This is a genomic window from Rhizobium sp. P38BS-XIX (assembly GCF_012641435.1).
Classification (GTDB): domain Bacteria; phylum Pseudomonadota; class Alphaproteobacteria; order Rhizobiales; family Rhizobiaceae; genus Rhizobium.
This window is the reverse complement of sequence record NZ_JABAIJ010000016.1, coordinates 25,246-48,128: the sequence shown is the minus strand read 5'-3', so window position 1 is coordinate 48,128 and position 22,883 is coordinate 25,246. Positions and strand designations below refer to the sequence as shown.

Genomic DNA, 22,883 nt, shown 5'->3' with positions numbered 1-22,883 from the left:
GGCGATGGCGCGCCCGATAACGTCAATTATCGGGCGAACCGAACGGCAGGCTCCAGCCTGAGGGCTGACCGCCTCCGTCTTGCGGACGCTGGGGAGCGGCGTATCTTGATACGGACGCGCGAATATTTTCCAGCGTCTCACCCGGTGTATGGCCGAACTCCGCCTTGAAAAGGCGGAAGAAATACTTCTCGTTCGAGAAGCCATGACGCCATGCCACCTCGGCTATGTGAGGCTGCGCCCGATTTGGATCAGCCAGCATCTGGTATGCGCGACGCAGACGTTTCCGCTGAATTTGCCGCATGATGCCGCCACTACCCTCGAACAGCTGATAAAGCTTCGCACGTGACAGCCCGACATCGCGACAGATGCGATCGGGCGTGAGACTGGCATCGAGAAGATGCGCATCGATATAGCGCAGGATTCGGGAAAGCAGCATATCGCGGATCGGGCTGCTTGCCTCATCGCGCATGGCAGGCGACGACGTAACCGCGGCGGTGATCAGCTGCAGGGTCGATTGGACGATATGAGGAATTTCGTCTGCACCGAAGGTCCCGAGATTGCGGAACAGGGAAAGCAGATGGTCGCCGAGCAGGCGTCCTATGCCGCTTGAAAGCGTATGGCCATGCAGAAGCTCGGTCTGGCTCGGTAGCAGATCGCGCGGAACCACAAGCGAAATCACATCGCCGGACTCCACAAGCGTTTCGTTGATCTGGGCGGCATCCAGGACGAATAGTTCACCTGCGGACTTGACGGATTGCGGCGTCGTCCATCGGCAGAGCAGCCGGCCACTTAGGACCAGGGTAAACCGGAAGAAGTCATGGCCGTCTGTACGGATATGCCGTTCGGTGCGGTGCACTTCATAGGCAGACGCCTGGTTCTGATGAAGCCATCTTCTACCGGAAAGAATGAGAGGACCGAGCGCCGCGCCCTTCGCCTCCGCATTGAAGGCTACGGGCTCTTCGTCTCGCAATCTGCAATCGCAGTGATTGTCTTTTACCCAGACGTGAAACCGATCTTTTTCGGGAAAGTCGAGAGTGGAGAAATTGAATATGGGGGTCGAGGATATCTGCGCCATGCCTGTTAAATCCAACGCCTTCAATGCGGACGGCGGTAAGCGGGGGCTTGCCGGCGTCCTTCTTCATCACTACTGCGATACCGATTTCGGTGCGGCTATCGCTGCCTGCTGATCGATAAGGATCTCGGCCGGATCCCAAGCGGGTTTTGCCCTGCCACAATGCATGATCGAATTTCCTTTCAAAGCAATCTGGGCGCGAGCGCCACACGATAACAGCTCTTGCCGCCATTGGGCCTGCCGCGCAGGTTCAATGGCTCACTTTCAACATAGGAAATATACCGATCGCCCTATATATACAACCAGAGACCGCCAATCAGGTAGGCCGCATGCAACTGGTGCCGCGCGCAACTGTGATGCCCCATTACGGCGCGAAACGTTCCATAAACCAATCGGTTCATCCCAACGAACCGCGCGTTTAAGTAGAACGCCTTTTTGAAAAGACCAGATGCCGGAAAAGAAAGTTTGCTTAGCCCTCAAACAAATGGGGCCTCCGCTCACCGTGGACGATGAGCGGAGGCCCCATAAGCGGCAGGGTGAAACGGGTGTCTATCGATCGTGCAGATGTTTCTTCAGAAAGGAGCGGGTTCGATCCTGGGTTGGATTTTGCAGGATCTGCTGCGGCGGGCCTTCTTCGACAACAACACCGCCGTCCATGAAGACGATATGATCGGCGACTTCTCCGGCAAAGCGCATTTCGTGAGTAACGATCAGCATCGTCATGTGCTCCGCGGCGAGCTGTTTCATGACGGCGTTGACTTCGTCCACCAACTCGGGATCGAGTGCCGACGTCGCCTCGTCGAACAGCATCACCTTCGGCTGCATGGCAAGCGCGCGCGCGATCGCGACACGCTGCTTTTGGCCGCCGGATAGCCGGGACGGATAGGCATCGACCTTATCGGCAAGCCCGACCTTAGACAGAAGCTCCACAGCCAGTTCGCGGGCCGCCTGTCTTGTCAGGCCTTTGAGCTTGATGGGACCGAGCGTGATGTTCTCAAGAACCGTCAGATGCGGAAATAGGTTGAAGTGCTGAAAAACCATGCCCATCTGCTGGCGCACTGTGTTGATATGCCGCTCGAAGGCACTTCCCTTCAGAGCCCGATTGACCAGCTCACCATCGAGCCAGACCTCGCCGCCGTTCAGCACTTCGAGATGGTTGATCGATCGCAGAAGCGTGCTCTTGCCAGATCCACTGGGGCCGATAATGGCAATGATCTGGCCGCGAGAAACCGAGAGATCGATTCCTTTCAGGACTTCCAGCGCTCCATAAGCCTTGCGGGCACCCTTGACTTCGACCATGGGCTTTGCAGCGCTCATCGTGACATCTCCACCTTATGTTCAAGAAACTGCAGGCCGGCTTCGAGCACGAGGTTGGCGACGTAATAGATGCCTGCAACGGTTAGATAGAATTCGAACGGAGTATAGGTCTCGCTGATGGCGAGCTGCGCACTGTAGACAAGCTCGGCAATCCCGATGATCGAGACCAGCGAGGTGTCTTTCAATAGGACGATCAGGTTGTTACCGATCGGCGCTATCGTCTTTCGCACGGCTTGCGGCACGATGACATATCGCTGGGCCTGGCCGCGGCTGAGGCCGATCGAGCGGGCGCCCTCCATCTGGCCATGATCCACGGCAAGGATGCCGGCGCGGAAGACATCCGCATTGTAGACGGCAAAGTGCAGGCTCAGACCGATGATACCGGCTCCAAGTGCTGGAATATCGATCCCGATCTGCACCAGGCCGTAATAGATCAGATACAACTGCAGCAGAAGCGGCGTTCCCATGAGAAGCCATGTGAGAAACCGCACGGGAAAGCTCAACACTGCAGGCGCATAGAGGAGGATCAGTGCGAAGCCTATGCCGAATATCAGGCTCAGGACGCTTGAGCTGGCGAACATAACGATCGTCCACCACAAACCGGTCAGAAGAAGGCCTGTGTAGGGCATAACGGCGCCGAAATCGAGATTTTGCATGGACGCGTCCTCACCTTGGCGCGAAACGCTGATCAAGGCGATCAACAATGAAACGAACCGCGTAGACCATCACGATGTAGAGCACGGCGGCGACAGCGAATATTTCGAAGGGGCGGAAGGTCGAGCTGATGAAGCGTTGCGCCGTATAGGTGAGTTCGACGACAGATATGGTCGAGACCAACGCCGAACCCTTGATCAAGGCGACCGCATTGACGCCAAGCGGGCGGATCATCAGCCGCGCCGCTTGCGGCAACGTCACGTACCACAAGGTCTGTGCGCGGCCAAAGCCGATCGAGCGGGCTGCCTCCGCCTGCCCTCGATCGACATTGACGATCGCTCCGCGAATGGACTCGGCCATGTAGGCGCCGATGTTAAGCGCAAGACCGATCACCCCGGCCGAATAAGGTTCAAGCTCCAGGCCGATTTGCGGACCGCCGAAATAAAGGACGAATAGCTGAACGAGGCACGGCGTACCCCGGAAGATGCTGACGTAAATTCGAGAGAGACATCGAGCGACGAAGAAATCCGACAACCGGCCTGCGACCAGCGCGATCGCGATCAGCAAGCCCAGCAAGATCGCAAGAACTGAAATACTCAATGTCACCCACGCGGCCTCCAGAAAAAACGGGAGGACGCGCTGCATTAGCGCGATATCCATAAAACGCTCCGAAAAGTCCTGATGAATGGGCCGGGGTCATCCGGCCCACACCGAAATGCGCGTCAACGAATGTCGCTGCCGATCCACTTCATGGAGATCTTCTCGTAGGAGCCATCGGCCAGCATATCTTCAAGGACCTTCTGCATCTTCGCCTTGAGTTCCGGATTGTTCTTGCGGATCGCGATGCCAAGCCCGACACGACCGCCTTCGATATTCGGCGTATCCAGAATTCGAACCTTCTGACCGGTTTCCTTGACCGCCACCATCACTGGGATGCTGTCCATAACGAGAGCATCGATACGGCCGGCATCGAGATCGACCAGCATCTCGGGCAGACCCTTGTAGGAGCGCACGGTCAGGTTACCCTGGGCCCTTGCCCATTTTTCGTGGGAATCGCCGAGCGTGACACCAACGGTCTTGCCGTTGAGGTCTTCGAGCTTTTGTATGGCCGAGTCCGCCTTTACCACGATTGTTCTTCCGGCGTGATAATAAGGACCGACGAAGTCGACGGCTTTCTCGCGCTCGGGCGTTATCGTCATCGATGCAACGACGGCGTCGTATTTCTTCGCGAGAAGTCCGGCGATGATCCCGTCAAATGGGGTCGTGATGATCTTCGCCTTGAGGCCCATCTTTTCGGCAATGGCCTCGCCGATCGAGGCATCGAAGCCAACGACCTCATTCTGCTCATTGGTATAGCTGAACGGCGGATATTGTCCGCTCATGGCGACCCGCAATTCGCCGGACTCCTGCAGCGTCTTCAGCTCATCTGCCTGCACATGCGATAGGGAAAATGTCGCAGTAATAGCGAGCGCCGTGGCGGCGATTATGGTCTTGAGATTAAACACGTCGGTTTCCTCTGTTGGTATTTTGTTTGGTTTTGTTGGGTTCCCAGCAACCTTCACCAGCGGAGTTTTGCATAGCCGTTTTGTCCAAGCACCCTGCAAGGTGTCAGCGTACCTGACACATTGCCGGAATTGACCGGCATTATGTCGGCCGTGCGTTCCCGTTCCAGAGAGCTTTGCGCAAATGGCGAACAGTGGCTCTGGATGCACGACATGCGTGCTTCCGTGCGACCCTCGGGCTTTGTGCATCCATATGAGCATCGGCCATGCCGACAAACGACAAAGGCCGCATTCCCGACCATCGCTGGAACGGGAATGCGGCCCATAAGACCACTGATCGAGCGTGCGAAACTACTTCAGTGCAGCCTCAAAGCTTGCGTTCAACACATCAAGCAGATGGTCGGCATTGTCGCGGCTGAAGATCATTGGCGGACGCATTTTAAGGACGTTGTCATGAGGTCCCTCCGTTCCCATCAGGATACCGCGCGCTCTCGCGCCGTCATTGATTTTTCTGGCGAGATCGGTTGCCGGCGCCTTCGTCCGGCGATCCGTAACAAGCTCTATCCCAAGGAACAGACCGAGGCCGCGGACATCGCCGATGATGTCGAAGCGATCCTGCATTTTGCGGAAGCCTTCGAGAAGGTAGTTGCCGACATCAAGCGCATTGCCGCGCAGATCGTCGCGCTCGATCGCATTGAGAACTGCAAGCCCCACAGCGCACGAAACCGGATTACCGGCAAAGGTATTGAAGTACTCCATACCGTTGTTGAAGCTGTCGGCAACCTCACGAGTTGTCACCACAGCCGACATCGGATGGCCGTTGCCGATCGGCTTGCCCATCGAGACTGCATCCGGAACGACACCCTGGGTTTCGAATGCCCACCAATGGCTCCCGACCCGACCGAAACCGACCTGAACTTCGTCTGCAAGGCACAGGCCGCCTGCCGCGCGGACCATGGCGTAGACCTCTTTCAGATATCCATCTGGAAGGAAAACTTGTCCCGCGACACTGGGGATCGATTCCGCCATGAAATATGCCGGTGCCCGACCTTGCCTGCGCATGAGTTCGATGTGCTCGGCAACATTCTCCGCAAAACGCTTGCCATGCTCCTCGGCGGGCCATTCTTCCGGCGCCCGGTACCCATCCGGGATAACGGCCTCATGGACATGCTCGGGACGACCCTTGCCGCCCTTGCGCTTGTATTTATAGGGACTGAGATCGATCAATTCCTGCGTCGTGCCGTGATAGGCCCAGTCGAGAACGATCGCGTCGTTGCGGCCGGTATGGGTGCGCGCCATGCGCAGCATCAGGCTGTTCGCCTCGCTGCCCGAGCAGGCGAAGGATGCAACCGCCAGCCCTTCCGGCAACGTCGCCGTCAGACGCTCGCCATATTCGACGATATTGTCATGCAGATAGCGCGTGTTTGTATTGAGCAGCGTAGCCTGCCTGGAAAGCGCTTCCACGACGTCCGGATGCACATGTCCGAGATGGCAAACGTTGTTGAAGCAATCGAGATAGGCCCGGCCATAATTGTCGATCAGCCAGACGCCGTCACCGCGCACGAATTTGATCGGCTCGGAATAGGATATCGACAGGTTGGGCAACAGCAGCTGCTTGCGTTTGGCGATCAGCTCCTCACGCGTCCGGCCGTCCTGGCGGAATGTCTCTGGTGGGATGCCGGCTAGCGCCGCAGCATCCGGAAAAATCTCCGCCCAGACGTCTAGGTAGGCCGTTTCGCCGACGCCGATAATCTCGGTTGCCGTCAGGTGTACATCCGTCGAAATCTGGAAATGCAGATGCGGCGTCCATCCGCCATTTTCATGCATATCGCCCATATGACCGACGAGCGCACCCGCTTCAATGTGATCACCGGGCTTCAACCTTTCAAGAACCTCATGCGCCATGTGGCCCCAGATGGTCAGAAAGGCCGGGCAGCCGTCGGCGGCATGTTCGAGCGCGACAAGCCCGCCGTATCCGAGCGGCTCACGCTCGATCTCCACGCTTCTAACGGTAGCCGCTACCGGCGTGTAGAGCGGCGTTCCCGCCGGCATGAACAGATCGACACCGACATGATGGATCCGCCGCTGACCTTCGATGAAGCGCGATTCAAAGGCTTTGTCCGTATAGACGGTTCGTTTCTCGCCCCACGGGCCGATGCCGAGCTCGATCCCATGCTGACTGGCGAAGTCGTCCCACCATGCGGTCGCTTCCTTCGGGCGCTGCTCTGCGGACGCAACCGTCATGACATGCGATGCATCGCCATAAGGCACGATCGCCTTCGTCATGGTTGCAGCAGCGGGACGCACGATATGAGCAAAGCCCTCGCTGTTGTCGGCAATCCAGCGGCGCACCGCACCCGCGCCCTCGACGGCATCGAAGCCACAGGCCTTGCGTAGAATGGCGGTTGCAAGCCGCGGGTTCATCGCATCCATCTTGGCAAGCAGCCGCCACGCCGGGGCTTCGCTGATGGCAAGATACGGATTGTCGCCGGTCTGGTCGTGGCGCGAAGCGGAGAAGGTCACGCTTGTCACCAGGCGCATCGCGATCAGATCGAAGAGGACGTCGACTTCCTCCGCCTGGAGCGGATATGCGGCATGAAAGCCTGCGGCAAGGGCCGCAGCCGCGCCGATCGGATCATCCATATCGAGAATGGAATAAGCGCAGGCAATGGCCACTTCGGCAATGAGAACGCTGTGAACGGCATCGCCAAAATCGATAACGCCGGAGATCTTCTGATGGTCATGCTCGTCAACCAGCACGTTCCAGTCATTGGCATCGTTATGGATCACCTGCGCACGCAGCCGCGATAACTTCGGCTCGACCAAGGTTTCGAAACGCACGATGAACCTCTCCAGCATCGCGCGCTTTTCCGCGTCGCGGACGAAATGGAGGCGCGAACGCGCGCGCCCAGCGTGGCGCAAATCCCAGTCGAGATCACGCACGGCACCAACATGAATAAAGCCCTGCAGCGCCTGATCGAGTTCACCGAGCGAGCGGCCAAGGCTGCGCATCAGTTCGAAGGTTCTGCCGACCTCGGCAAGCGGCGTGCCGGCAAGCCAGCCAACCAGACGCACGGCATGGATTTCACCGTTCTCAGCGGTTGCCGAAGCGAGGAATTCACCTGAGAGGCTTTGCTTCAAATGCGGAACGACGAGCTGGGAATCCGCACTGGCAAGATGGTGCAGAAGGGCGGTCTGAAATTCGCTTTCGACCTTCGGTTCGCTCGCATTGACGATCTTCAGGATCCAGCCGGCATCTGTCTGCGTCTTCAGCCGATAATTGCGATCCCGCTCGCTGTCGAGCGGCGACGCCTTGGCCATAACGCCAAATATTTCATGGGCGAGCCTCTCGGCATCGCCTGCGGAAAATTGTGGGGCCGGATGGGAAAGATCGGTCATAGTTGTTGTTTTTCCAAGCTATTTTTCTCAGCGACAGCTTGGCACGCAATCTATTTTCAGGCATCAAGTATCCTGCCGGATCGACCACGTATCCTGTCGGAGCCCACCGGCACATTGTCGGAATTGGCCGACAGACGTTCGGCCTCAGGATGTGAAGACCATGCGTGACCTCGACGCCAAGGATCGCGAGATCCTCGAAATTCTATCCAAGGAAGCGCGTATTGCCGTGAAGGCCCTCGCCGGCAGAATTGGCCTGTCGAGAAGCGCCACGAGCGAGCGCGTCACCAATCTTGAGCGCAGCGGCGTGATCCGGGGCTATCGCGCCGATATCGGCGAGATCGATGCCAATGTCATTCGCGCCATTCTGCTCGTCAGCCTTAAACGCACACCGGCTCTGGGGCTGCTCGATATGCTGGCGCGGCACACGGAAGTGCGGCGCGTCTCATCCGTCAGCGGCCAGCTCGATCTTGTCGTCGAACTGGAAGCAGCCTCCATCAACGACCTCAATCAGGTACGTGACATGATCGCCAGCAGCGACACGGTCGAAGACATTACGACGGCGGTCGTGCTGCGGCGGGATATCGACCGCGAGTCGAGATAGACTCCATCCACCTCTGAACTAATGAACTTGGCGATCTTACCATACCAGCCCTTGCCATAGCAGCTGTGTGAACCAAATAAGGGTTGTAACGTGGCCTTCAGGGAAAGCCGGTCGCAAATGCCAATCCCATTTGAAGTCGGTAATGAAGCAATCGGTCATTAAGAAAGCGAATAAGGCGGTTTATACGCGCGTCGCCGCTGGCATAGGTGGATCTCTGGCCGCTGCGCTATCGCTTGGGCTTTCTCTTTATGCGACCCGCACGTCGACCGAGATCGCGCAGATTGCAGCGGGTACACCCATCAAAACAGGTCAATGGGAAGTTGCTCTCGCCTCGGCAGAGACACTCGCTCTGCTGCCGAATGGCTCCCACGTCACGGACGGCAAGAGAGCCCTGGCCATCGACCTCACGATCAAAAATCTGACGGCTGAAAGTTCCAATCTCTATTTCCAGACGCTGAAACTCGACAACATTCCAAATGCACCCGTTCCGCAATTCTACCTGATGCGAGACAAGGAGCTGCTTTGGGATCTGCAGCCGATGATGCCGGAAACGGTAAAGGCCGTTTGGGAGCTGCCCGCGACGGAAACGCTGCCGAAGGTTCTGAATGTTACCGTTATCGGCACGACCTATAAGGCAAAGGACAACCTCTATTCGGCGCCAGGCTGGTTCAATCCGACGGATGTGGCTCGTGTCAGTTTGCCGGTGACGGCTGCGGCTGAAGGAGCAACGCCTTGATCCGCCTTCTTCTATCATTGTTGCTCGTCGGTTTGGCTGCGCTGGTACTCGCTTTCCTCCAATCGACGACACCGAGCTACGCAGTATTGACCGGACCTATCGAGACGACAGGCCTGCAGAAGGATACGGTTTCGAGCCAAACCTTCAGCATCAAGGTGGATAAGATCGTGCGCGCAAAGACCATCGCGTTCACACGCTATGGACGACGGGTCGAACGGCAGACTGATGGTGTCTGGCTGATCGTGAGTGTCGAGCTTCAATCCAAAAACGAGACGCTGTCGGTCAATGCTGCGGCAATCGAGGGGGCCTCGGGCCGCCTTTACCGTCAAAGCCACCGGTCGGACGGCGCCCCTCGCCTCCTGCCGACGAAAGAGGTACAGCCGGGCCTGCCGACGAAAGGCATCTTCATATTCGAGCTACCCGAAAATGAAACGTCCAGCATGACGCTCGTGGTTTCCAAACAGCAGGCACCGCAACTGGAATCGGAGATCCGCGTCAAGCTCGATCAGAATGGAATAGAGACGCGCGAGCGTGCGGAGATCGGCAACGATGGCGTCTAGACGGGAACGGCGGCTTTGGTGGATATCCCTGGTCAGCCTGCCTGTATTGCTGGCTGGCGACTATGCCATCAATGCGTGGCGCGACGCGACTGAATATATGCTGCGAAGCGAGCTGCGGGTTCACCAGGTCACCGACGGACAGACTTTCGCCAAGGCAACCTGGGCGCTGAACCAGACAAGAGTGATCGGCGACGGCCGCGACACAAAGATAACGTTTCCCGGACAGATGCGGCTTCTGGTCGTGCGTCTATCTGCCAAAGCGGAAGAAGAGATCGGCGACTCCTGGACACAATGCCAGTTCGCCCTGGAGGATCCGACCGGCCGCCGTTGGCTTCCGCTCGACTTCATTCTTTCCGGCGATATCAGCCGCGATCTCGACCCGAAGGCAACACCAGTCGATGGTTGCGGTGCCGTATCGCGTCAGCCGCCGGCCAAAGGCGCAAGCGCACTGATCGAAGAGAAATTCATCGTACCGGCCGAGGCCATTCCAACACTCTCAGCGCAGCTCAGCTTCCGATCGACAAGGCCGGACGCCCTGTCGATTCCGCTTGGATTGAAATAGGCGTCAGCTTCCGCTTCGCCATTGCCGCCCATGGGCAAAACCGATTTCCAGCGCGGCGGCAAGCAGGCAAATCTTGATCGGCATGATGAGAACACCATCCCCCGGCGCACTGGGCGTTCCGAAAAAAAGTGAGATGGCTTGAGCAACAAGCTGCCAGAACGATAGTTCGTTAGGGCCGACCAACCGGGAAATTCCGAACCACGCCCAGGCTGAGCCCCAATCGAGTATTCTGTAAAACACGATGACGGCGAGCAGCAACCCGAGACCCGAGTTCAAAGTGAGCCCCACGCCCTGCGCAAGCGCCCGATACCGTTTCGTCGTGCCTGAAATGAAATGCCAAACGAAGTCGCGGATGGCCTTGGGCAGCGTCTGCCAGCGAGAAAGCGCGTGAGACAGCCGCCCTTCGCTGAGCGGTTGCTCGCCATTGATATCGTAACCATAGACCAAAGCGGCCAGCGTCAACCAGACGACAGGGTAGAGTGCGTAGAGGAACAAGCCACGCATCTGCTTTGAAAATGTGACTGTCGATGCTTCCGTTGTCGGCGGGAATAGGGTTGCCGCTGCGGCGTCGCTGACCGGATTGAGGAAACCCAGGAAATGACCGATCGTCTCGGGAAGCGCCACGACCCAGGCGCGAATGTCATCCTCCCAGGTCGAGATAACATAAAGACCGATAAAAGCCCAGTTTGCCTCGCAAACCACGATCAGGATCGCCCAGAACGGCGCCTTCGATCGCTTGTGCATGAACTTTGCAAAGCGCCTGATAGCCCAGGCGGCGGCAACCGAAATGAGCAGCCACGCGTTGCTGCCAAATTCCAGGGGGCTATAGCCCTCACCGTTCATCATCAGAGCAAGAGATAGGCGCGAATAATCCCTCACCGTGTCGCTCAGAAAGCCCCAAGCCGTATAGTACGCAAAGAACGGCACCAGCGTCAGCGCCAGTATGGACGTGAAACTGGGCGTGGCGGCACTTTCGGTTGACTCACCCTCAGGGCGAGCGGCCGCAGCCCTTGAGGCCGCATCGAGCGCCGGCAGCCCCGGTCGCACCGTTTCAAACAGCGCGACGATGATCACGAGCTTCAAAAGCACGATCAGGGCCAGGGTTGAAAGGCCCGCCAGCGAATTGATGAGGCCTATTCTAACGGCAAACTCGTTAAGAAGAGAATTGCCGATCATCCCGATGATCAAAAGCGCCATCAGCTGCGGCCAATATCGCCGGAGCAGTCGCAAGGTCAGCAAAGGGAGCTGAAATGGAAGCCAGATTGGCGAGCTATCGTCCTGAGATAAAGCCGTCATGACCGGCATAGTAGCAATCGATGCGCGACACGCCAAGTGTCTGTTTTAACCTTGGGTTCCTTTGTCCGCGGCCGGCCAGACCGATCGCTTCCGCATGACGATCAGATTGCCGTGAAGCCATTATCGACGAACAGGTGGGCACCGTTGACAAAGCGGGACTCATCGCTGGCAAGATAAAGCGCAGCCTGCGCCACATCTTCCGGCTCACCGATGCGTCCCTGCTGCGCGGCGATTGCAGCTTCGGAGACATCGACGCCGAGCGCCTGCAGCTCTTGAACCTCTCGCAGGCCATGCGGCGTGCGGATAAACCCGGGGCAAACAGCATTGCAGCGAATATTGCGATCCCGGAATTCGACACCGATCGCTCGGGCAAACATATGAACAGCACCTTTCGTCGTGTCGTAAAGCACTTCCATGGGCGTCGCGGCCACAGCCGAAATCGATGACGTGCACACAATCGAGCCGCCACCTGCGGCGATCATGCCGGGCAGCACCGCCCGTGTCATCAGAAACATCGAACGAACATTGACGGCATGAAGCCAATCCCACTCCTGTACCGATGTTTCCAGGAACGGCTTGATAACGATGGTACCGGCATGGTTGAACAGCACGGTGACGGGTCCATAGGCCGCTTCCACGCCATTGACCGCATCGGCAACGGCCACTTCGTCTGAAACGTCCGCGACCCAAAATTCGGCGATACCGCCGGCCGACCTGATGTCCTCGACGGTCTGCGCTGCCGCATCGCCATTCCGGTCGATGATTGCGACCTTCGCGCCTTCCTGCGCGAACAATCGCGAGGCCGCTCCGCCCATGCCGGTCGCCCCGCCGGAAATGATTGCAATCTTGCCCCTCAGCCTGTCAGTCATGCCGCTAGCCCCTTCACCCGGATTTTCAACACGTCGTTGCGAACGTCGACGATATCATTGTTTTGCCCGGAACCAGCCCCCTTGCGCAAAGAAATACGCCGGGACGGACGGGCTCTGATACCCTTGGGTCTTGATGCCCAATCGGTTGACACAGAGCATTTGTCATTGCCTGCAATCGTCGAAATGTGCAGAACGTCCCTGGCTGCGGCGCGTCGGTTTCTGGCTCCGTCAGAGGATTAGTCGATATTTGCCAATCGAACATTTAGGGCGAAAACCACAGGTTCTGCACATTGGCTGCAATAATCTGCAGATATGCCGACGCTCACGGATCGATGAAGTCCGAGACTTCTTCGCCGGTCCGCCGCCGAATGGAAAGGAAACGGTGTGCGGGTTTCTCCCAAGCATCCTTTCAAGACAACAGACATGACCTGGAGGTCTGAAATGAAAAAGTACATTGCCGCCGCCATCTTCGCGGCAGCATTCCATCTCGCTGCAGGCACGGCTTACGCCGATTGCGGCTCTGTTTCGATCGCAGAAATGAACTGGGCATCGGCCGGCGTTGCGGCCAATGTCGACAAGATCATCCTCCAGGAAGGCTATGGCTGCTCCGTCGAACTCGTCACCGGCGATACGCTGCCGACATTCACCTCGATGAACGAGAAGGGCCAGCCGGATATTGCGCCTGAACTATGGATCAATGCCGTACGCACGCCGTTGGACCAGGCCGTTTCGGAAGGACGACTGGTCATGGCAGCCGGCATCCTTTCCGAAGGTGGTCAGGACGGCTGGTGGATCCCCAAGTTTCTCGCCGATGCGCACCCGGAGATCAAGACAGTCCAGCAGGCTCTGGAGCATCCGGAACTCTTCCCTGCCTCGGATGACCCCAAAAAGGGCGTGATCTACAACTGCCCGCCCGGCTGGCAGTGCCAGGCCTCGCTCGGCAACCTCTTCAAGGCGCTCGATGGCGAAAAGAAGGGATTTGAAATCGTCGATACCGGCTCTGCCGCCGCCCTGGACGGCACGATCGCGAACGCCTTTGAAAAGAAGACGGGCTGGCTCGGCTACTACTGGTCGCCGACGGCGATCCTCGGCAAATATCCGATGGTTCGCCTCTCTTTCGGCGTGCCGCATGACAAGGCCGAGTGGGATGCCTGCACCTCCGTGCTCGATTGCGCCAACCCAAAGGTCAATTCCTATCCGGTTTCAGAAGTCTATACGGTCGTCACCAAGCCGTTTGCCGAAAAGGCAGGGGTTGCGATGGATTATCTAAAGCAGCGCAAGTGGCCGAACGACCTCGTGAACAGCCTTCTCGCCTGGCAGACGGACAACCAGGGCACCAATGAGGAAACCGCCAAATATTTCCTGAAAAACCATGCGGACGTCTGGACGACATGGGTGAGCCCGGACGTTGCCGCGAAGGTCAAGGCATCTCTGTAAGTATAGCAACGTCGGTGGCGCGCCTTGCGTCACCGACCGTAGCCCAGCGACTTTGTCGCGGCTTGGCAAACCTCCGGCAATCCGCCAGCCAGTCGACAATTTCGAGCGGCTACGCCTCTATTTGTTTTCAGATGCAAGTTCGCCGGGCTTGAAGCCTTTGCCGTCTTTTCCTTTGGACGGAATAGCTTCCGATGAGGTCGGGGCCGGCTGCGACGGGTCTTCATCCGCCGACTTCAATTCGCGTTCCGCTTCAAGCCAATGACGCTGCTCCTGCCCCTCCGGCCTTCCTTCGGCTTCCCACTTCTTATATGCGGCCTTGCTGATTTCGTCGTCGCTCATCTCATCCTCCTTCGAGACACCCTGATCGAACCTCGCGGCACGAAACATGTTCCCGATACCGGCAGAGATTCTGACGGCGCAGAGTGCGAGAGATTGTGAGTTCGCGGCGACGTGCTGGCCGCTCCTCGATGAGCCGCAAAAACGGCTCCTGCTCAATTTCCGAGCTTTGCCTTCGGCAGGACGATCGACACGGCGAGGCCGGCGGCTTTCCAATCACGCTCAAGGGTGGCGGCGAGCATGCCGGTCACGCCCTTTTCCAGACGACCGCCGAAGTCGGCGCTCGCATCGGGCGATGGGCCTGGACCGCCGACCTCCTGCCAGTCGATATGAACGTCTTCCGCCGTATCCCGGACGTGAATGCTCAGACGGCCGTCGGCGATCGACAGCGAACCATGTTTGGCCGCATTCGTCGCCAGTTCATGCAGCATCAACGCGACATGCGTGATGGAAGCTCCGCCAATTTGGGGGTTGTCACCCTGAACATCGATGCGACCGTCGTCGGCATACGGCTCCAGAATGATGCGGATCAATGAAAGCAGGTCAACACGTTCTTCGCTTTCCGGCTCGTCCCGCAGAGCGGACATCGTCAATTCGTGAGCTTTCGACAATGATGACAATCGCGCCTGAATTTGAGCGACGACCTCTTCGGGCGCTGAGGATCTTGCGCTGATGGAAACGATCGCGCCCGCCAATGCAAACAGGTTTTTGATACGATGCCGCATCTCCACCATCAGAAGCTGCTGTTGTTCCTGCGCCAAGCGCCTTTCCGTGATATCACGGGCGATCTTGGACGCACCGATGACGACGCCTTCCGCGTTGCGGATCGGCGAGATGGTCAATGATATATCGACCAGGGATCCATCCTTGCGCCGGCGCTTCGTTTCAAAATGCTCGACGCGGTTACCGCTCTGGATTTGAGCCAGGATCGCCGGCTCCTCTTCGAGCCGATCTTCGGGGATGATGATGGTTATCGACTTACCGACGACTTCCTCGGCGCTATATCCAAACAAGCGGGTGGCAGCATAATTCCAGCTTTGGATGATGCCTTTGACGTCCTTGCTGACAATCGCATCATCCGACCCGTCGATGATCGCAGCGAGCCAGTCGCGCGGTCTCTGATCATTTATCCCGCCCCGTCCAGAAGGTGCAGAGTTTGGAGCCCTCGGATGTGCGCTTGCGTCGAAGCCATACTTCTTATCAAAATCGCCCATTTCAACTCTCCTTCACACATAAGCACGCGTTCCGCGGGCGCCTCCGCATATTGCGGTAAAACCGACCCTCACCCAGCAACATAGTGCTGTGTTCTTTCTCGACCAGACTTCGTTCGTATTGAGCGGAACCCGGCAAAGCATCGAGCCTGGCGCCCTCGGGCATTACTGACCCGGCGATGGAACAAAGCAGAGGCACGTTTCGTTGTTTCTTCAGTCGTAAATGGAGGTTCAGATGCTTTACTACACGCTCGTATTTCTTGTCGTTGCCCTGATTGCAGGCGCACTCGGGTTCGGTGGCGTCGCGGGTGCAGCAGCCTCGATTGCCCAGGTTCTCTTCTTCCTGTTTCTCATCCTGTTCGTGGCGTCGCTTCTCATGCATGTCGTCAGACGCTAACAACGGGATACCCTGACAACGGTTGCGGGCCGACGATAGCTCCTCGGCTCGCAACCGAATTCGTGTAAGTATATCGCCCAACGGAAAACTTCCTCGTTCGACTGCGGCATCTTATGAACTGTCGCGCTCGCAGCGACAATTTGGGCGCATGCTCGAGAAACTATTTTCTTTGCAAAACAAAGCTCTACTTACGTGAGAGACAAGGAGGAAAAATGGCTAAAAAGTTGCTTGAGAAAGCGTTGACCGGAGTTGCGGGTCTCGATGACGTACTCTCAGGTGGGTTGTCCCGTGGCCACGTATTTCTGCTTGAAGGGTCGCCAGGAACCGGCAAGACCACCATCGCGCTGCAATTCCTTCGGGAGGGAGCATCAAGGGGCGAACGTTGCCTCTACATAAGCCTTTCGGAGACCGAATATGAACTGCGCGAAAGTGCCCAATCTCATGGCATAGAGATTGACAGCAATATCGAGATATTCGAACTGGTGCCTCCGGAGAGCCTTCTGGATGCAGACCAGCAACAAAGTCTTCTCTATTCCTCCGATCTTGAACTCGGCGAGACGACGAAGCTGATCTTCGAAAGCTTCGAGCGTCTGAAACCGCAACGTGTCGTGATCGACAGCCTTTCGGAAATCAGACTGCTGGCTCAAAGCTCGCTCCGGTATCGACGGCAGATTCTGGCGCTCAAGCATTTCTTTTCGAGATCCGATGCGACGGTGCTGCTGCTCGATGACATGACCTCGGATGTGCTCGACAAAACTGTCCACAGTGTCGTGCATGCCGTCATTCATCTCGAGCAGTTGGCCCCGAACTACGGATCCGAGCGTCGACGTTTGCGGATCATCAAATATCGTGGACAGGCGTTCCGCGGCGGCTACCATGATTTTACCATCAGGACAGGCGGCGTGGCCGTCTTCCCGCGTCTGCGGGCCATCGAACACAAGACAGGCTTCGAACGCACGACACTCAAGACCGGCATCCAGGAACTCGACGAACTGCTGGGTGGTGGAATCGAGCGCGGATCGAGCACACTTCTGCTCGGCCCGACAGGGACGGGCAAGAGCCTTTTTGCGCTGCAGTTCGTACTTGCCGCGATCAAGCGCGGGGAAAAAGCCGCTATCTTCGTCTTCGATGAGGAACTCGGACTGCTTTTCTCCCGTACGAAGGCTATGGGCCTGGATCTGGAGAAGATGAGCGATGATGGTTTGATCCACATCGAGCAGCTGGACGCAGCCGAACTATCTCCCGGAGAATTTGCCCAGCGCGTCCGGGATCGTGTCGCCAGTTATGATGCAAAGACCGTGGTGATCGACAGCATCAACGGTTACCAGGCAGCGATGCCGGAGGAAAATGCGCTGATCCTCCACATGCACGAACTGCTTCAGTATTTGAACCGGCAGGGCGCCAATACGTTTCTGACAGTTGCCCAGCACGGTCTCGTCGGCGATATGAAGTCCCCGGTGGATGTGACATATCTTGCCGACACGGTCATTCTTCTGCGTTATTTCGAAGCGCTCGGCAAAGTACGAAGGGCCATTTCCGTCATCAAGAAACGCACTGGCAAGCATGAGGAAACGATTCGCGAGTTTCGGGTTACGAATGCCGGTTTGACCTTGGGCGAGCCTCTTTCCGGTTTCCAGGGCGTTTTGCGTGGCGTTCCGAACTTCGTGAATGAAAAACAGTCGTTGCTTCCGACGTCGGAGGAGGGTGGCGATCATTTCCAGTAAAGACACCATCGGTCTTATCCATGCGCCTTTGGGACGCGATGCGCAGATTGCAGCATCGTTGCTTCGTGAGGTGGGCGTCACTCCCACGGTGGCCCCGGATCTCGCATCCTTTGTCGCATCTTTGAGCGACGACGTGGTCTTCGCAATCATCACTGAGGAAACGCTGCGTTCATCGGACCTTCGCGCCATGTCCGCCTGGATAGAGGCGCAGCCAAGCTGGTCGGATCTTCCGTTTATCATCATGACAAACCGCGGCGGCGGCGCGGAGCGCAATCCGGGCGCGAGCCGGCTTTCTGAAATTCTCGGCAATGTCAGCCTCATAGAGCGCCCATTCCACGTGACGACGTTCGTCAGCGTGGCGCGCTCGGCATTGAGAGGCAGGCGGCGTCAATATGAAGCACGGCTGCGCATTGAGGCGCTGGACGAGGGTGAAAGACGGCTTCAAACGGCCATGGAGGCCGGCAGGCTGGGTGCATGGGAGCTGGACCTCGCGACCAAGGAACTCTTCACATCGCCGACATGCCGCCGGATCTTCGGCCGCGGCTCAGATGATAACTTCACCTATCTCGATCTGCTGGACAGCATCCATCCGGACGATATTGCGCGCGTGCAGGAAGCGATCGATGTGACGGTTGCGACCGGTGCCGATTACTCGACCGAATATAGAACGATCTGGCAGGACGGCTCAATCCATTGGGCGGAAATCCACGCGCAGCTATATCGCGACCGGTCTGGAACAGCGATCAAGCTCGTCGGGGTTTCTGCCGACGTGACCGCACGAATGAAAGCTGAGGAACACCAGCGGCAACTCAACGAAATCCTGGAAGAACGGGTGGCTGAACGCACACTCGAATTGGAAGAGGCCCATGCCGCGGTGATGGCGGAAGTCAGCCAGCGCGAGCGCGCCGAAGAACAGCTGCGCCATGCGCAGAAAATGGAGGCGATCGGCCAGCTGACGGGCGGCGTTGCCCACGATTTCAACAATCTGTTGATGGCGGTACTCGGAAACCTCGAGCTTCTTCGCAAACATGTGGGCGACGATGCCAAGGCTGCCCGACTGATCGAAGGCGCACAGCAGGGGGCCCAGCGCGGTGCATCGTTGACACAAAGATTGCTGGCCTTCGCGCGCCGGCAGGATCTTAAGATCGGGCCTGTCGATCTCGGCGCGCTTGTGCTCGGAATGGAAGATCTGCTGAGACGCTCCGTCGGCTCGGCCATCCGGATCCAATCATCGCTGCCGGACCGGCTTCCTCTAGTGTCTGCCGACAGCAACCAGGTCGAGCTGGCGCTTCTCAATCTCGCGGTCAACGCTCGTGACGCCATGCCAGATGGCGGTGCGATCTCGATCGGATTGAAGGAAATGCAACAGCTCTCGAAAACGGACACGCTTGCGGCCGGACATTATGTCGTTTTATCGGTGGTCGACCAAGGTCACGGCATGAATGAAGATACGCTGCAAAAGGCGATCGAACCGTTCTTCTCCACCAAGGAACTGGGCAAGGGAACGGGACTTGGCCTGTCGATGATCCATGGATTGGCTCTACAGCTCAAGGGCGACCTTCGGCTGACGAGTGCGATCGGCAAAGGCACGACCGCCGAGCTCTGGATACCGGTGTCGACGACAGCAATCAGCCTCGAAGCTCTAGACCCCACGCCGGCGAGTGAAGAGAGAGCATTGAGTCCGAAAAAGATCCTGCTCGTCGACGATGACGTGCTGATCGCCATGAGCTCGGCCGACATGCTGAGCGATCTCGGCCACGAAGTGACTGAAGCCCACTCCGGCAGGGAAGCGCTTGAATATCTAGGAAACGGCAATGGTTTCGATCTGATGATCACCGATTACTCGATGCCGGGAATGACGGGAGCGGAGCTGGCGAAGGCAGTGCGGGAGATCACACCCAACCTGCCGATCCTGATCGCGTCGGGATATGCCGAACTGCCTCCGGATGCGGACCTCGATGTCGCACGGTTGGGCAAGCCATATACGCAGACGCAGCTGGCAACGGAAATAAGCAAACTGATCGCAACCGATCAGCCATGACGCAGTGACATCAAGACGAACCCGCCTGAGGCGGCTTCGTCAGCGTCTTTCTCAGGCGTCCATCACTGCCTTCAAGGCGGCGTCGAGTTCTTCCATGCCGTGGGGCTTCGGCAGAAGTGCCGTCCTGGAAGTGTCCTCCAGATTCGGCGCCTGATTCCGACCCGTGGCGAAAACGATGCCGATCTGCGGCCAGCGCCGCCGAACCTCACGGCAGAAATCCTCGCCCGACATGCCCGGCAAGCCGAGATCGCTCACGAGAATGTCGATGCCCCCTTTTTCGAGCAGGACGAGCGCGTCTTCTGCGGAGGCCGCCTCCGCAACATCATAGCCCAATTCGGACAGCATATCGGCGCCTGCCATGCGGATCAGTTCATGATCCTCGACGAGGAGAACGCGGTGTCTGCCGTTCGCCTCCTCAGGTTGGGATGCAGTGGGAGATGTCGCTGATGTTACGGGCGTTTCGGAGGCCATTGTCAGTACTTGCTTACGATTGTTGAGGATATGGCGAATTCTACGGGCAAGCGCCTCGCGCGTATAGGGCTTGGAAAGCAGCTCGACGCCCGGATCGAGCCGGCCGCCGTGAACGATCGAATTCTCCGTATATCCGGACGTGAACAGGATGGAGAGGTCCGGCATACGCTCGCGGACCTGACGCGCCATATCGGCCGATTTCAGCGGTCCTGGCATCACGACGTCGGTAAAGAGAAGATCGAGCGGAATTCCGCTCTCGATGATGGTCAGCGCTGCGGAGGCGTCCTTAGCCTTGACCACCTTGTAGCCGAGATCGACGAGCATGGCGACCACGGTGTCGCGCACTTGCTCGTCATCCTCCGCAACAAGTATGGTTTCCGTTCCCCCGACCAGAGGCGCATGATCGATCGCAACGATCATGTCTTCCTCCTGATGGCTTCGCGGGAAGTAGAGCTTCAGCGTCGTCCCCTCGCCCACCTCGCTGTAGATCTTGACGTGGCCGCCCGATTGCCGGACGAAGCCATAGACCATCGACAGGCCAAGACCCGTGCCCCTGCCGACGGGTTTCGTCGTAAAGAAGGGATCAAAGACTTTAGCGATCACGTCTGAAGACATTCCGCAGCCCGTATCGGTCACGGCAAGCATGACATATTGCCCAGCCGTCACGTCCTGATGCAGCCGCGCGTAAGTGTCATCGAGGAAGGCATTGCCGACTTCGATTGTCAGTTTGCCGCGTCCTTCCATCGCGTCGCGTGCGTTGATCGCGAGATTGAGGATCGCATTCTCCACCTGGACGACATCGACAAAGGTATTCCACAGCCCGCCGCTGCGGACGATTTCAACCTCGATGGCCTCACCGAGCGCTCGCCGCAACAGTTCTTCCATACCCGCGATAAAGCGGCCGATATTGACGACCTTCGGTTCGAGCGCCTGCCGTCGACCGAAGGAGAGGAGCTGGCTTGCGAGCTTGGAACCACGCGCTACGCCCTCGAGCGCATTCGCGACTTTTTTCTCCGCTGCGGTGTTGCCGACAATATCCTTGCCGAGAAGCTGCAGGTTACCCGAGACGACCTGCAGGAGATTGTTGAAATCGTGTGCGATGCCGCCGGTCAACTGCCCCACGGCTTCCATCTTCTGGCTTTGCCGAAGCGCATGCTCCGTCTTGGTGTGTTCAGCAACTTCGCGCGCGACGCGTTCCTCAAGGCCGGAGTTTGCTTCCTGCAAAAGCGCTTCGGCTCGGCGCCGCTCGGCAAGTTCCCGTTCGACCTCCTGAAAGAGACGCGCATTGTCGACGGCGACAGCGGCGATGGCCGCAGCACCGGAAATCAGATCCTCATGTTCCTGGCGAAACATTCCAGGCCGATCATGACCAAAAAACAATCCACCGATCACGCCGCCTGAACGTGATTTGACGGGAACCGCGAGATAGCTTTTGACGGGAAGATGACCGGGAGGCATGCCGGCGTGCGGGTTGTTCTTGCCATAACGAACGTCCTTGGTGATGTCGTCGGAACGAACCACACCCTTGCCTTCGAAAGTTGGTCCGAAGACTTGCGTGTTGCGTGGCATCGGGAACTTCGAGAATTGCTCACGAGGGACACCAGCAAGCGAATACAGCAGATAGCTTTGGCCCTTTTCATCGTACACATTATAGAAAAAGGCACCGAACTGCGCCCCGGTCAGCGCAACACCCGCATGGGTGATCTTGTCGACAACGGTATCCAGATCAAGTTCCGCCGAGAGATCCGTGCTCAATCTGTTCAGGATGCCGAGAAGTCGCGTCTCCTGGCGCAGCGCGTTTTGGGCGGCATGCTGATCCGTCACATCATGGCCCTGAACGAAGATCCCCACGGGACGATTGTCATCGCCAAGAACGGGCTGGAACACGAAATCGACAAAGCTGTCTTCCAGAACGCCGTGGCGTTCGAGGCGAACGAGCGAGTCCCTGCCGTGATAGGGGATGCCCGTTTCGAACACGCCGTCCAGATGTTCGCGATAGCCCTGCCCCTTCAGTTCCGGCAGCGCCTTCATCAGCTTCTTGCCGAATACCGCCTCGCGGGTCTTGCCGATAAAGCGAAGATAGGAATCATTCGCCATCTCGAAACGGTGTTCGGGGCCTGACAAGAGAGCCATGAAACCCGGTGCCTGCTCGAACATCCGCATGAGCCGATCCTGCTCACCGCGAATTCTGCGCTCGGCCTTTACCTTCATCGTCGTCTCGACAACGATCGCGATGACGCCGCAGGGTCTGCCATCCTCATCCATGACGGGCGAGTAGTCCAGATTCATGAAGACCTGCTCGGGCTCGCCGGTCCTGAACAGCGTGAGTTCCTGATCCACGTAGGCAAGCGTACCGCCGGCAAGGCCGACCTTCATGACGTTATCGTTGAAATCCGCGACTTCCGGCCAGCCCTCGCGCACCTTCGAGCCGAGCAACTGCGGATGCCGTCCGCCCGCAAACACCGAATAGGCATCATTATAGATCATGATGCCGTCTTCACCCCACAGCGTCACGATCGGCACCGGCGACTGAAGGATGGTTGTTGTCGTGACCTTGGTCGCGGCCGGCCATTGCGACGGGGCGCCCAACGAGGTGGATGCCCAATCGAAGCTGCGGATCAATGTCGCAAGCTCGCCCTCATGGGCGAGGAAGTCAAAATCAGAGGATTTCATGGGCGCCGGGTTTGTTATGGTGATG

The 22,883-nt window shown here is 57.9% G+C and carries 19 protein-coding genes; 8 read left to right on the top strand and 11 right to left on the bottom strand.

Features of this window, described 5'->3' with window-relative positions; genetic code table 11:
- Positions 1–22: 22 nt before the first annotated feature.
- The 6 genes from HGP17_RS31085 to HGP17_RS31060 all read right to left on the bottom strand — a co-directional run bounded on the left by HGP17_RS31085 (position 23) and on the right by HGP17_RS31060 (position 7,944).
- Positions 23–1,075 (bottom strand): helix-turn-helix domain-containing protein, encoded by a 1,053-nt coding sequence (locus HGP17_RS31085; protein WP_168815411.1) that lies wholly within the window; start codon positions 1,073–1,075, stop codon positions 23–25.
- Between the two features lie 546 nt (positions 1,076–1,621).
- Positions 1,622–2,389, bottom strand: coding sequence for an amino acid ABC transporter ATP-binding protein (locus tag HGP17_RS31080; RefSeq protein WP_281412805.1), 768 nt, complete (start codon positions 2,387–2,389; stop codon positions 1,622–1,624).
- Entirely contained in the window at positions 2,386–3,045 is a 660-nt protein-coding gene (locus HGP17_RS31075; RefSeq protein WP_168815409.1) for an amino acid ABC transporter permease, read from the bottom strand. Before HGP17_RS31075 ends, HGP17_RS31080 begins: the two co-directional genes overlap by 4 nt.
- A gap of 10 nt (positions 3,046–3,055) precedes the next feature.
- Positions 3,056–3,703 carry an amino acid ABC transporter permease gene (locus HGP17_RS31070; protein ID WP_168815407.1) on the bottom strand — a complete coding sequence of 216 codons (648 nt, stop codon included), beginning with the start codon at positions 3,701–3,703 and terminating at the stop codon, positions 3,056–3,058.
- Positions 3,704–3,765: 62 nt separating this feature from the next.
- Positions 3,766–4,548: an ABC transporter substrate-binding protein gene (locus HGP17_RS31065; RefSeq protein WP_168815405.1), complete on the bottom strand. Its 783-nt coding sequence runs from the start codon at positions 4,546–4,548 to the stop codon at positions 3,766–3,768.
- A gap of 348 nt (positions 4,549–4,896) precedes the next feature.
- Complete coding sequence (locus HGP17_RS31060; RefSeq protein WP_168815403.1) at positions 4,897–7,944, bottom strand: aminotransferase class III-fold pyridoxal phosphate-dependent enzyme; 3,048 nt, start codon at positions 7,942–7,944, stop codon at positions 4,897–4,899.
- Between the two features lie 160 nt (positions 7,945–8,104).
- Between HGP17_RS31060 and HGP17_RS31055 the strand changes: the two genes are divergently transcribed.
- The 4 genes from HGP17_RS31055 (at position 8,105) to HGP17_RS31040 (ending at position 10,403) form a co-directional block, all read left to right on the top strand.
- A complete protein-coding gene (locus HGP17_RS31055) occupies positions 8,105–8,545 on the top strand; it encodes an Lrp/AsnC family transcriptional regulator (RefSeq protein WP_168815401.1) in 441 nt (146 codons plus the stop codon).
- Positions 8,546–8,687: 142 nt separating this feature from the next.
- Positions 8,688–9,281, top strand: coding sequence for a hypothetical protein (locus tag HGP17_RS31050; protein WP_168815399.1), 594 nt, complete (start codon positions 8,688–8,690; stop codon positions 9,279–9,281).
- Entirely contained in the window at positions 9,278–9,841 is a 564-nt protein-coding gene (locus tag HGP17_RS31045) for a hypothetical protein (RefSeq protein ID WP_168815397.1), read from the top strand. The genes HGP17_RS31050 and HGP17_RS31045 overlap by 4 nt, the downstream gene beginning before the upstream one ends.
- On the top strand, positions 9,831–10,403 hold the full coding sequence (locus tag HGP17_RS31040; protein WP_168815395.1) for a hypothetical protein: 573 nt from the start codon (positions 9,831–9,833) through the stop codon (positions 10,401–10,403). Before HGP17_RS31045 ends, HGP17_RS31040 begins: the two co-directional genes overlap by 11 nt.
- 3 nt (positions 10,404–10,406) lie before the next feature.
- On the opposite strand, the gene HGP17_RS31035 is transcribed toward HGP17_RS31040, so the two are convergent.
- Together HGP17_RS31035 and HGP17_RS31030 are read right to left on the bottom strand one after the other, a co-directional pair.
- Entirely contained in the window at positions 10,407–11,600 is a 1,194-nt protein-coding gene (locus HGP17_RS31035) for a hypothetical protein (RefSeq protein ID WP_168815393.1), read from the bottom strand.
- Positions 11,601–11,800: 200 nt separating this feature from the next.
- A complete protein-coding gene (locus HGP17_RS31030; protein ID WP_168815391.1) occupies positions 11,801–12,568 on the bottom strand; it encodes an SDR family oxidoreductase in 768 nt (255 codons plus the stop codon).
- 441 nt (positions 12,569–13,009) lie between these two features.
- On the opposite strand from HGP17_RS31030, the gene HGP17_RS31025 reads away from it, so the two are divergent.
- The gene (locus tag HGP17_RS31025) at positions 13,010–14,005 is read left to right on the top strand and encodes an ABC transporter substrate-binding protein (protein WP_168815388.1); all 996 of its coding nucleotides are present in this window, start codon (positions 13,010–13,012) and stop codon (positions 14,003–14,005) included.
- A 117-nt stretch (positions 14,006–14,122) separates the two neighbouring features.
- On the opposite strand, the gene HGP17_RS31020 is transcribed toward HGP17_RS31025, so the two are convergent.
- Both HGP17_RS31020 and HGP17_RS31015 read right to left on the bottom strand, forming a co-directional pair.
- Entirely contained in the window at positions 14,123–14,344 is a 222-nt protein-coding gene (locus HGP17_RS31020; protein ID WP_168815387.1) for a DUF2934 domain-containing protein, read from the bottom strand.
- 152 nt (positions 14,345–14,496) lie between these two features.
- Entirely contained in the window at positions 14,497–15,555 is a 1,059-nt protein-coding gene (locus tag HGP17_RS31015; RefSeq protein WP_168815386.1) for a PAS domain S-box protein, read from the bottom strand.
- A 232-nt stretch (positions 15,556–15,787) separates the two neighbouring features.
- On the opposite strand from HGP17_RS31015, the gene HGP17_RS31010 reads away from it, so the two are divergent.
- The 3 genes from HGP17_RS31010 (at position 15,788) to HGP17_RS31000 (ending at position 19,714) form a co-directional block, all read left to right on the top strand.
- Positions 15,788–15,949 carry a DUF1328 family protein gene (locus HGP17_RS31010; protein WP_168815385.1) on the top strand — a complete coding sequence of 54 codons (162 nt, stop codon included), beginning with the start codon at positions 15,788–15,790 and terminating at the stop codon, positions 15,947–15,949.
- A 212-nt stretch (positions 15,950–16,161) separates the two neighbouring features.
- Complete coding sequence (locus tag HGP17_RS31005; protein ID WP_168815384.1) at positions 16,162–17,673, top strand: ATPase domain-containing protein; 1,512 nt, start codon at positions 16,162–16,164, stop codon at positions 17,671–17,673.
- On the top strand, positions 17,654–19,714 hold the full coding sequence (locus HGP17_RS31000; RefSeq protein ID WP_348649011.1) for an ATP-binding protein: 2,061 nt from the start codon (positions 17,654–17,656) through the stop codon (positions 19,712–19,714). The genes HGP17_RS31005 and HGP17_RS31000 overlap by 20 nt, the downstream gene beginning before the upstream one ends.
- Positions 19,715–19,765: 51 nt before the next feature.
- Here the strand turns inward: HGP17_RS31000 and HGP17_RS30995 are convergent, their stop codons facing one another.
- On the bottom strand, positions 19,766–22,858 hold the full coding sequence (locus HGP17_RS30995) for a response regulator (protein WP_168815382.1): 3,093 nt from the start codon (positions 22,856–22,858) through the stop codon (positions 19,766–19,768).
- Positions 22,859–22,883: the final 25 nt, after the last annotated feature.

Bases quoted from the DNA above. Each gene is read 5' to 3' on its own strand.
- HGP17_RS31010 (WP_168815385.1), top strand. From the start codon at position 15,788: ATGCTTTACTACACGCTCGTATTTCTTGTCGTTGCCCTGATTGCAGGC.
- HGP17_RS31025 (WP_168815388.1), top strand. From the start codon at position 13,010: ATGAAAAAGTACATTGCCGCCGCCATCTTCGCGGCAGCATTCCATCTC.
- HGP17_RS31005 (WP_168815384.1), top strand. From the start codon at position 16,162: ATGGCTAAAAAGTTGCTTGAGAAAGCGTTGACCGGAGTTGCGGGTCTC.
- HGP17_RS31075 (WP_168815409.1), bottom strand. From the start codon at position 3,045: ATGCAAAATCTCGATTTCGGCGCCGTTATGCCCTACACAGGCCTTCTT.
- HGP17_RS31035 (WP_168815393.1), bottom strand. From the start codon at position 11,600: ATGGCGCTTTTGATCATCGGGATGATCGGCAATTCTCTTCTTAACGAG.
- HGP17_RS31015 (WP_168815386.1), bottom strand. From the start codon at position 15,555: ATGGGCGATTTTGATAAGAAGTATGGCTTCGACGCAAGCGCACATCCG.
- HGP17_RS31070 (WP_168815407.1), bottom strand. From the start codon at position 3,703: ATGGATATCGCGCTAATGCAGCGCGTCCTCCCGTTTTTTCTGGAGGCC.
- HGP17_RS31030 (WP_168815391.1), bottom strand. From the start codon at position 12,568: ATGACTGACAGGCTGAGGGGCAAGATTGCAATCATTTCCGGCGGGGCG.
- HGP17_RS31080 (WP_281412805.1), bottom strand. From the start codon at position 2,389: ATGAGCGCTGCAAAGCCCATGGTCGAAGTCAAGGGTGCCCGCAAGGCT.
- HGP17_RS31060 (WP_168815403.1), bottom strand. From the start codon at position 7,944: ATGACCGATCTTTCCCATCCGGCCCCACAATTTTCCGCAGGCGATGCC.
- HGP17_RS31050 (WP_168815399.1), top strand. From the start codon at position 8,688: ATGAAGCAATCGGTCATTAAGAAAGCGAATAAGGCGGTTTATACGCGC.
- HGP17_RS31085 (WP_168815411.1), bottom strand. From the start codon at position 1,075: ATGGCGCAGATATCCTCGACCCCCATATTCAATTTCTCCACTCTCGAC.
- HGP17_RS30995 (WP_168815382.1), bottom strand. From the start codon at position 22,858: ATGAAATCCTCTGATTTTGACTTCCTCGCCCATGAGGGCGAGCTTGCG.
- HGP17_RS31040 (WP_168815395.1), top strand. From the start codon at position 9,831: ATGGCGTCTAGACGGGAACGGCGGCTTTGGTGGATATCCCTGGTCAGC.
- HGP17_RS31055 (WP_168815401.1), top strand. From the start codon at position 8,105: ATGCGTGACCTCGACGCCAAGGATCGCGAGATCCTCGAAATTCTATCC.
- HGP17_RS31020 (WP_168815387.1), bottom strand. From the start codon at position 14,344: ATGAGCGACGACGAAATCAGCAAGGCCGCATATAAGAAGTGGGAAGCC.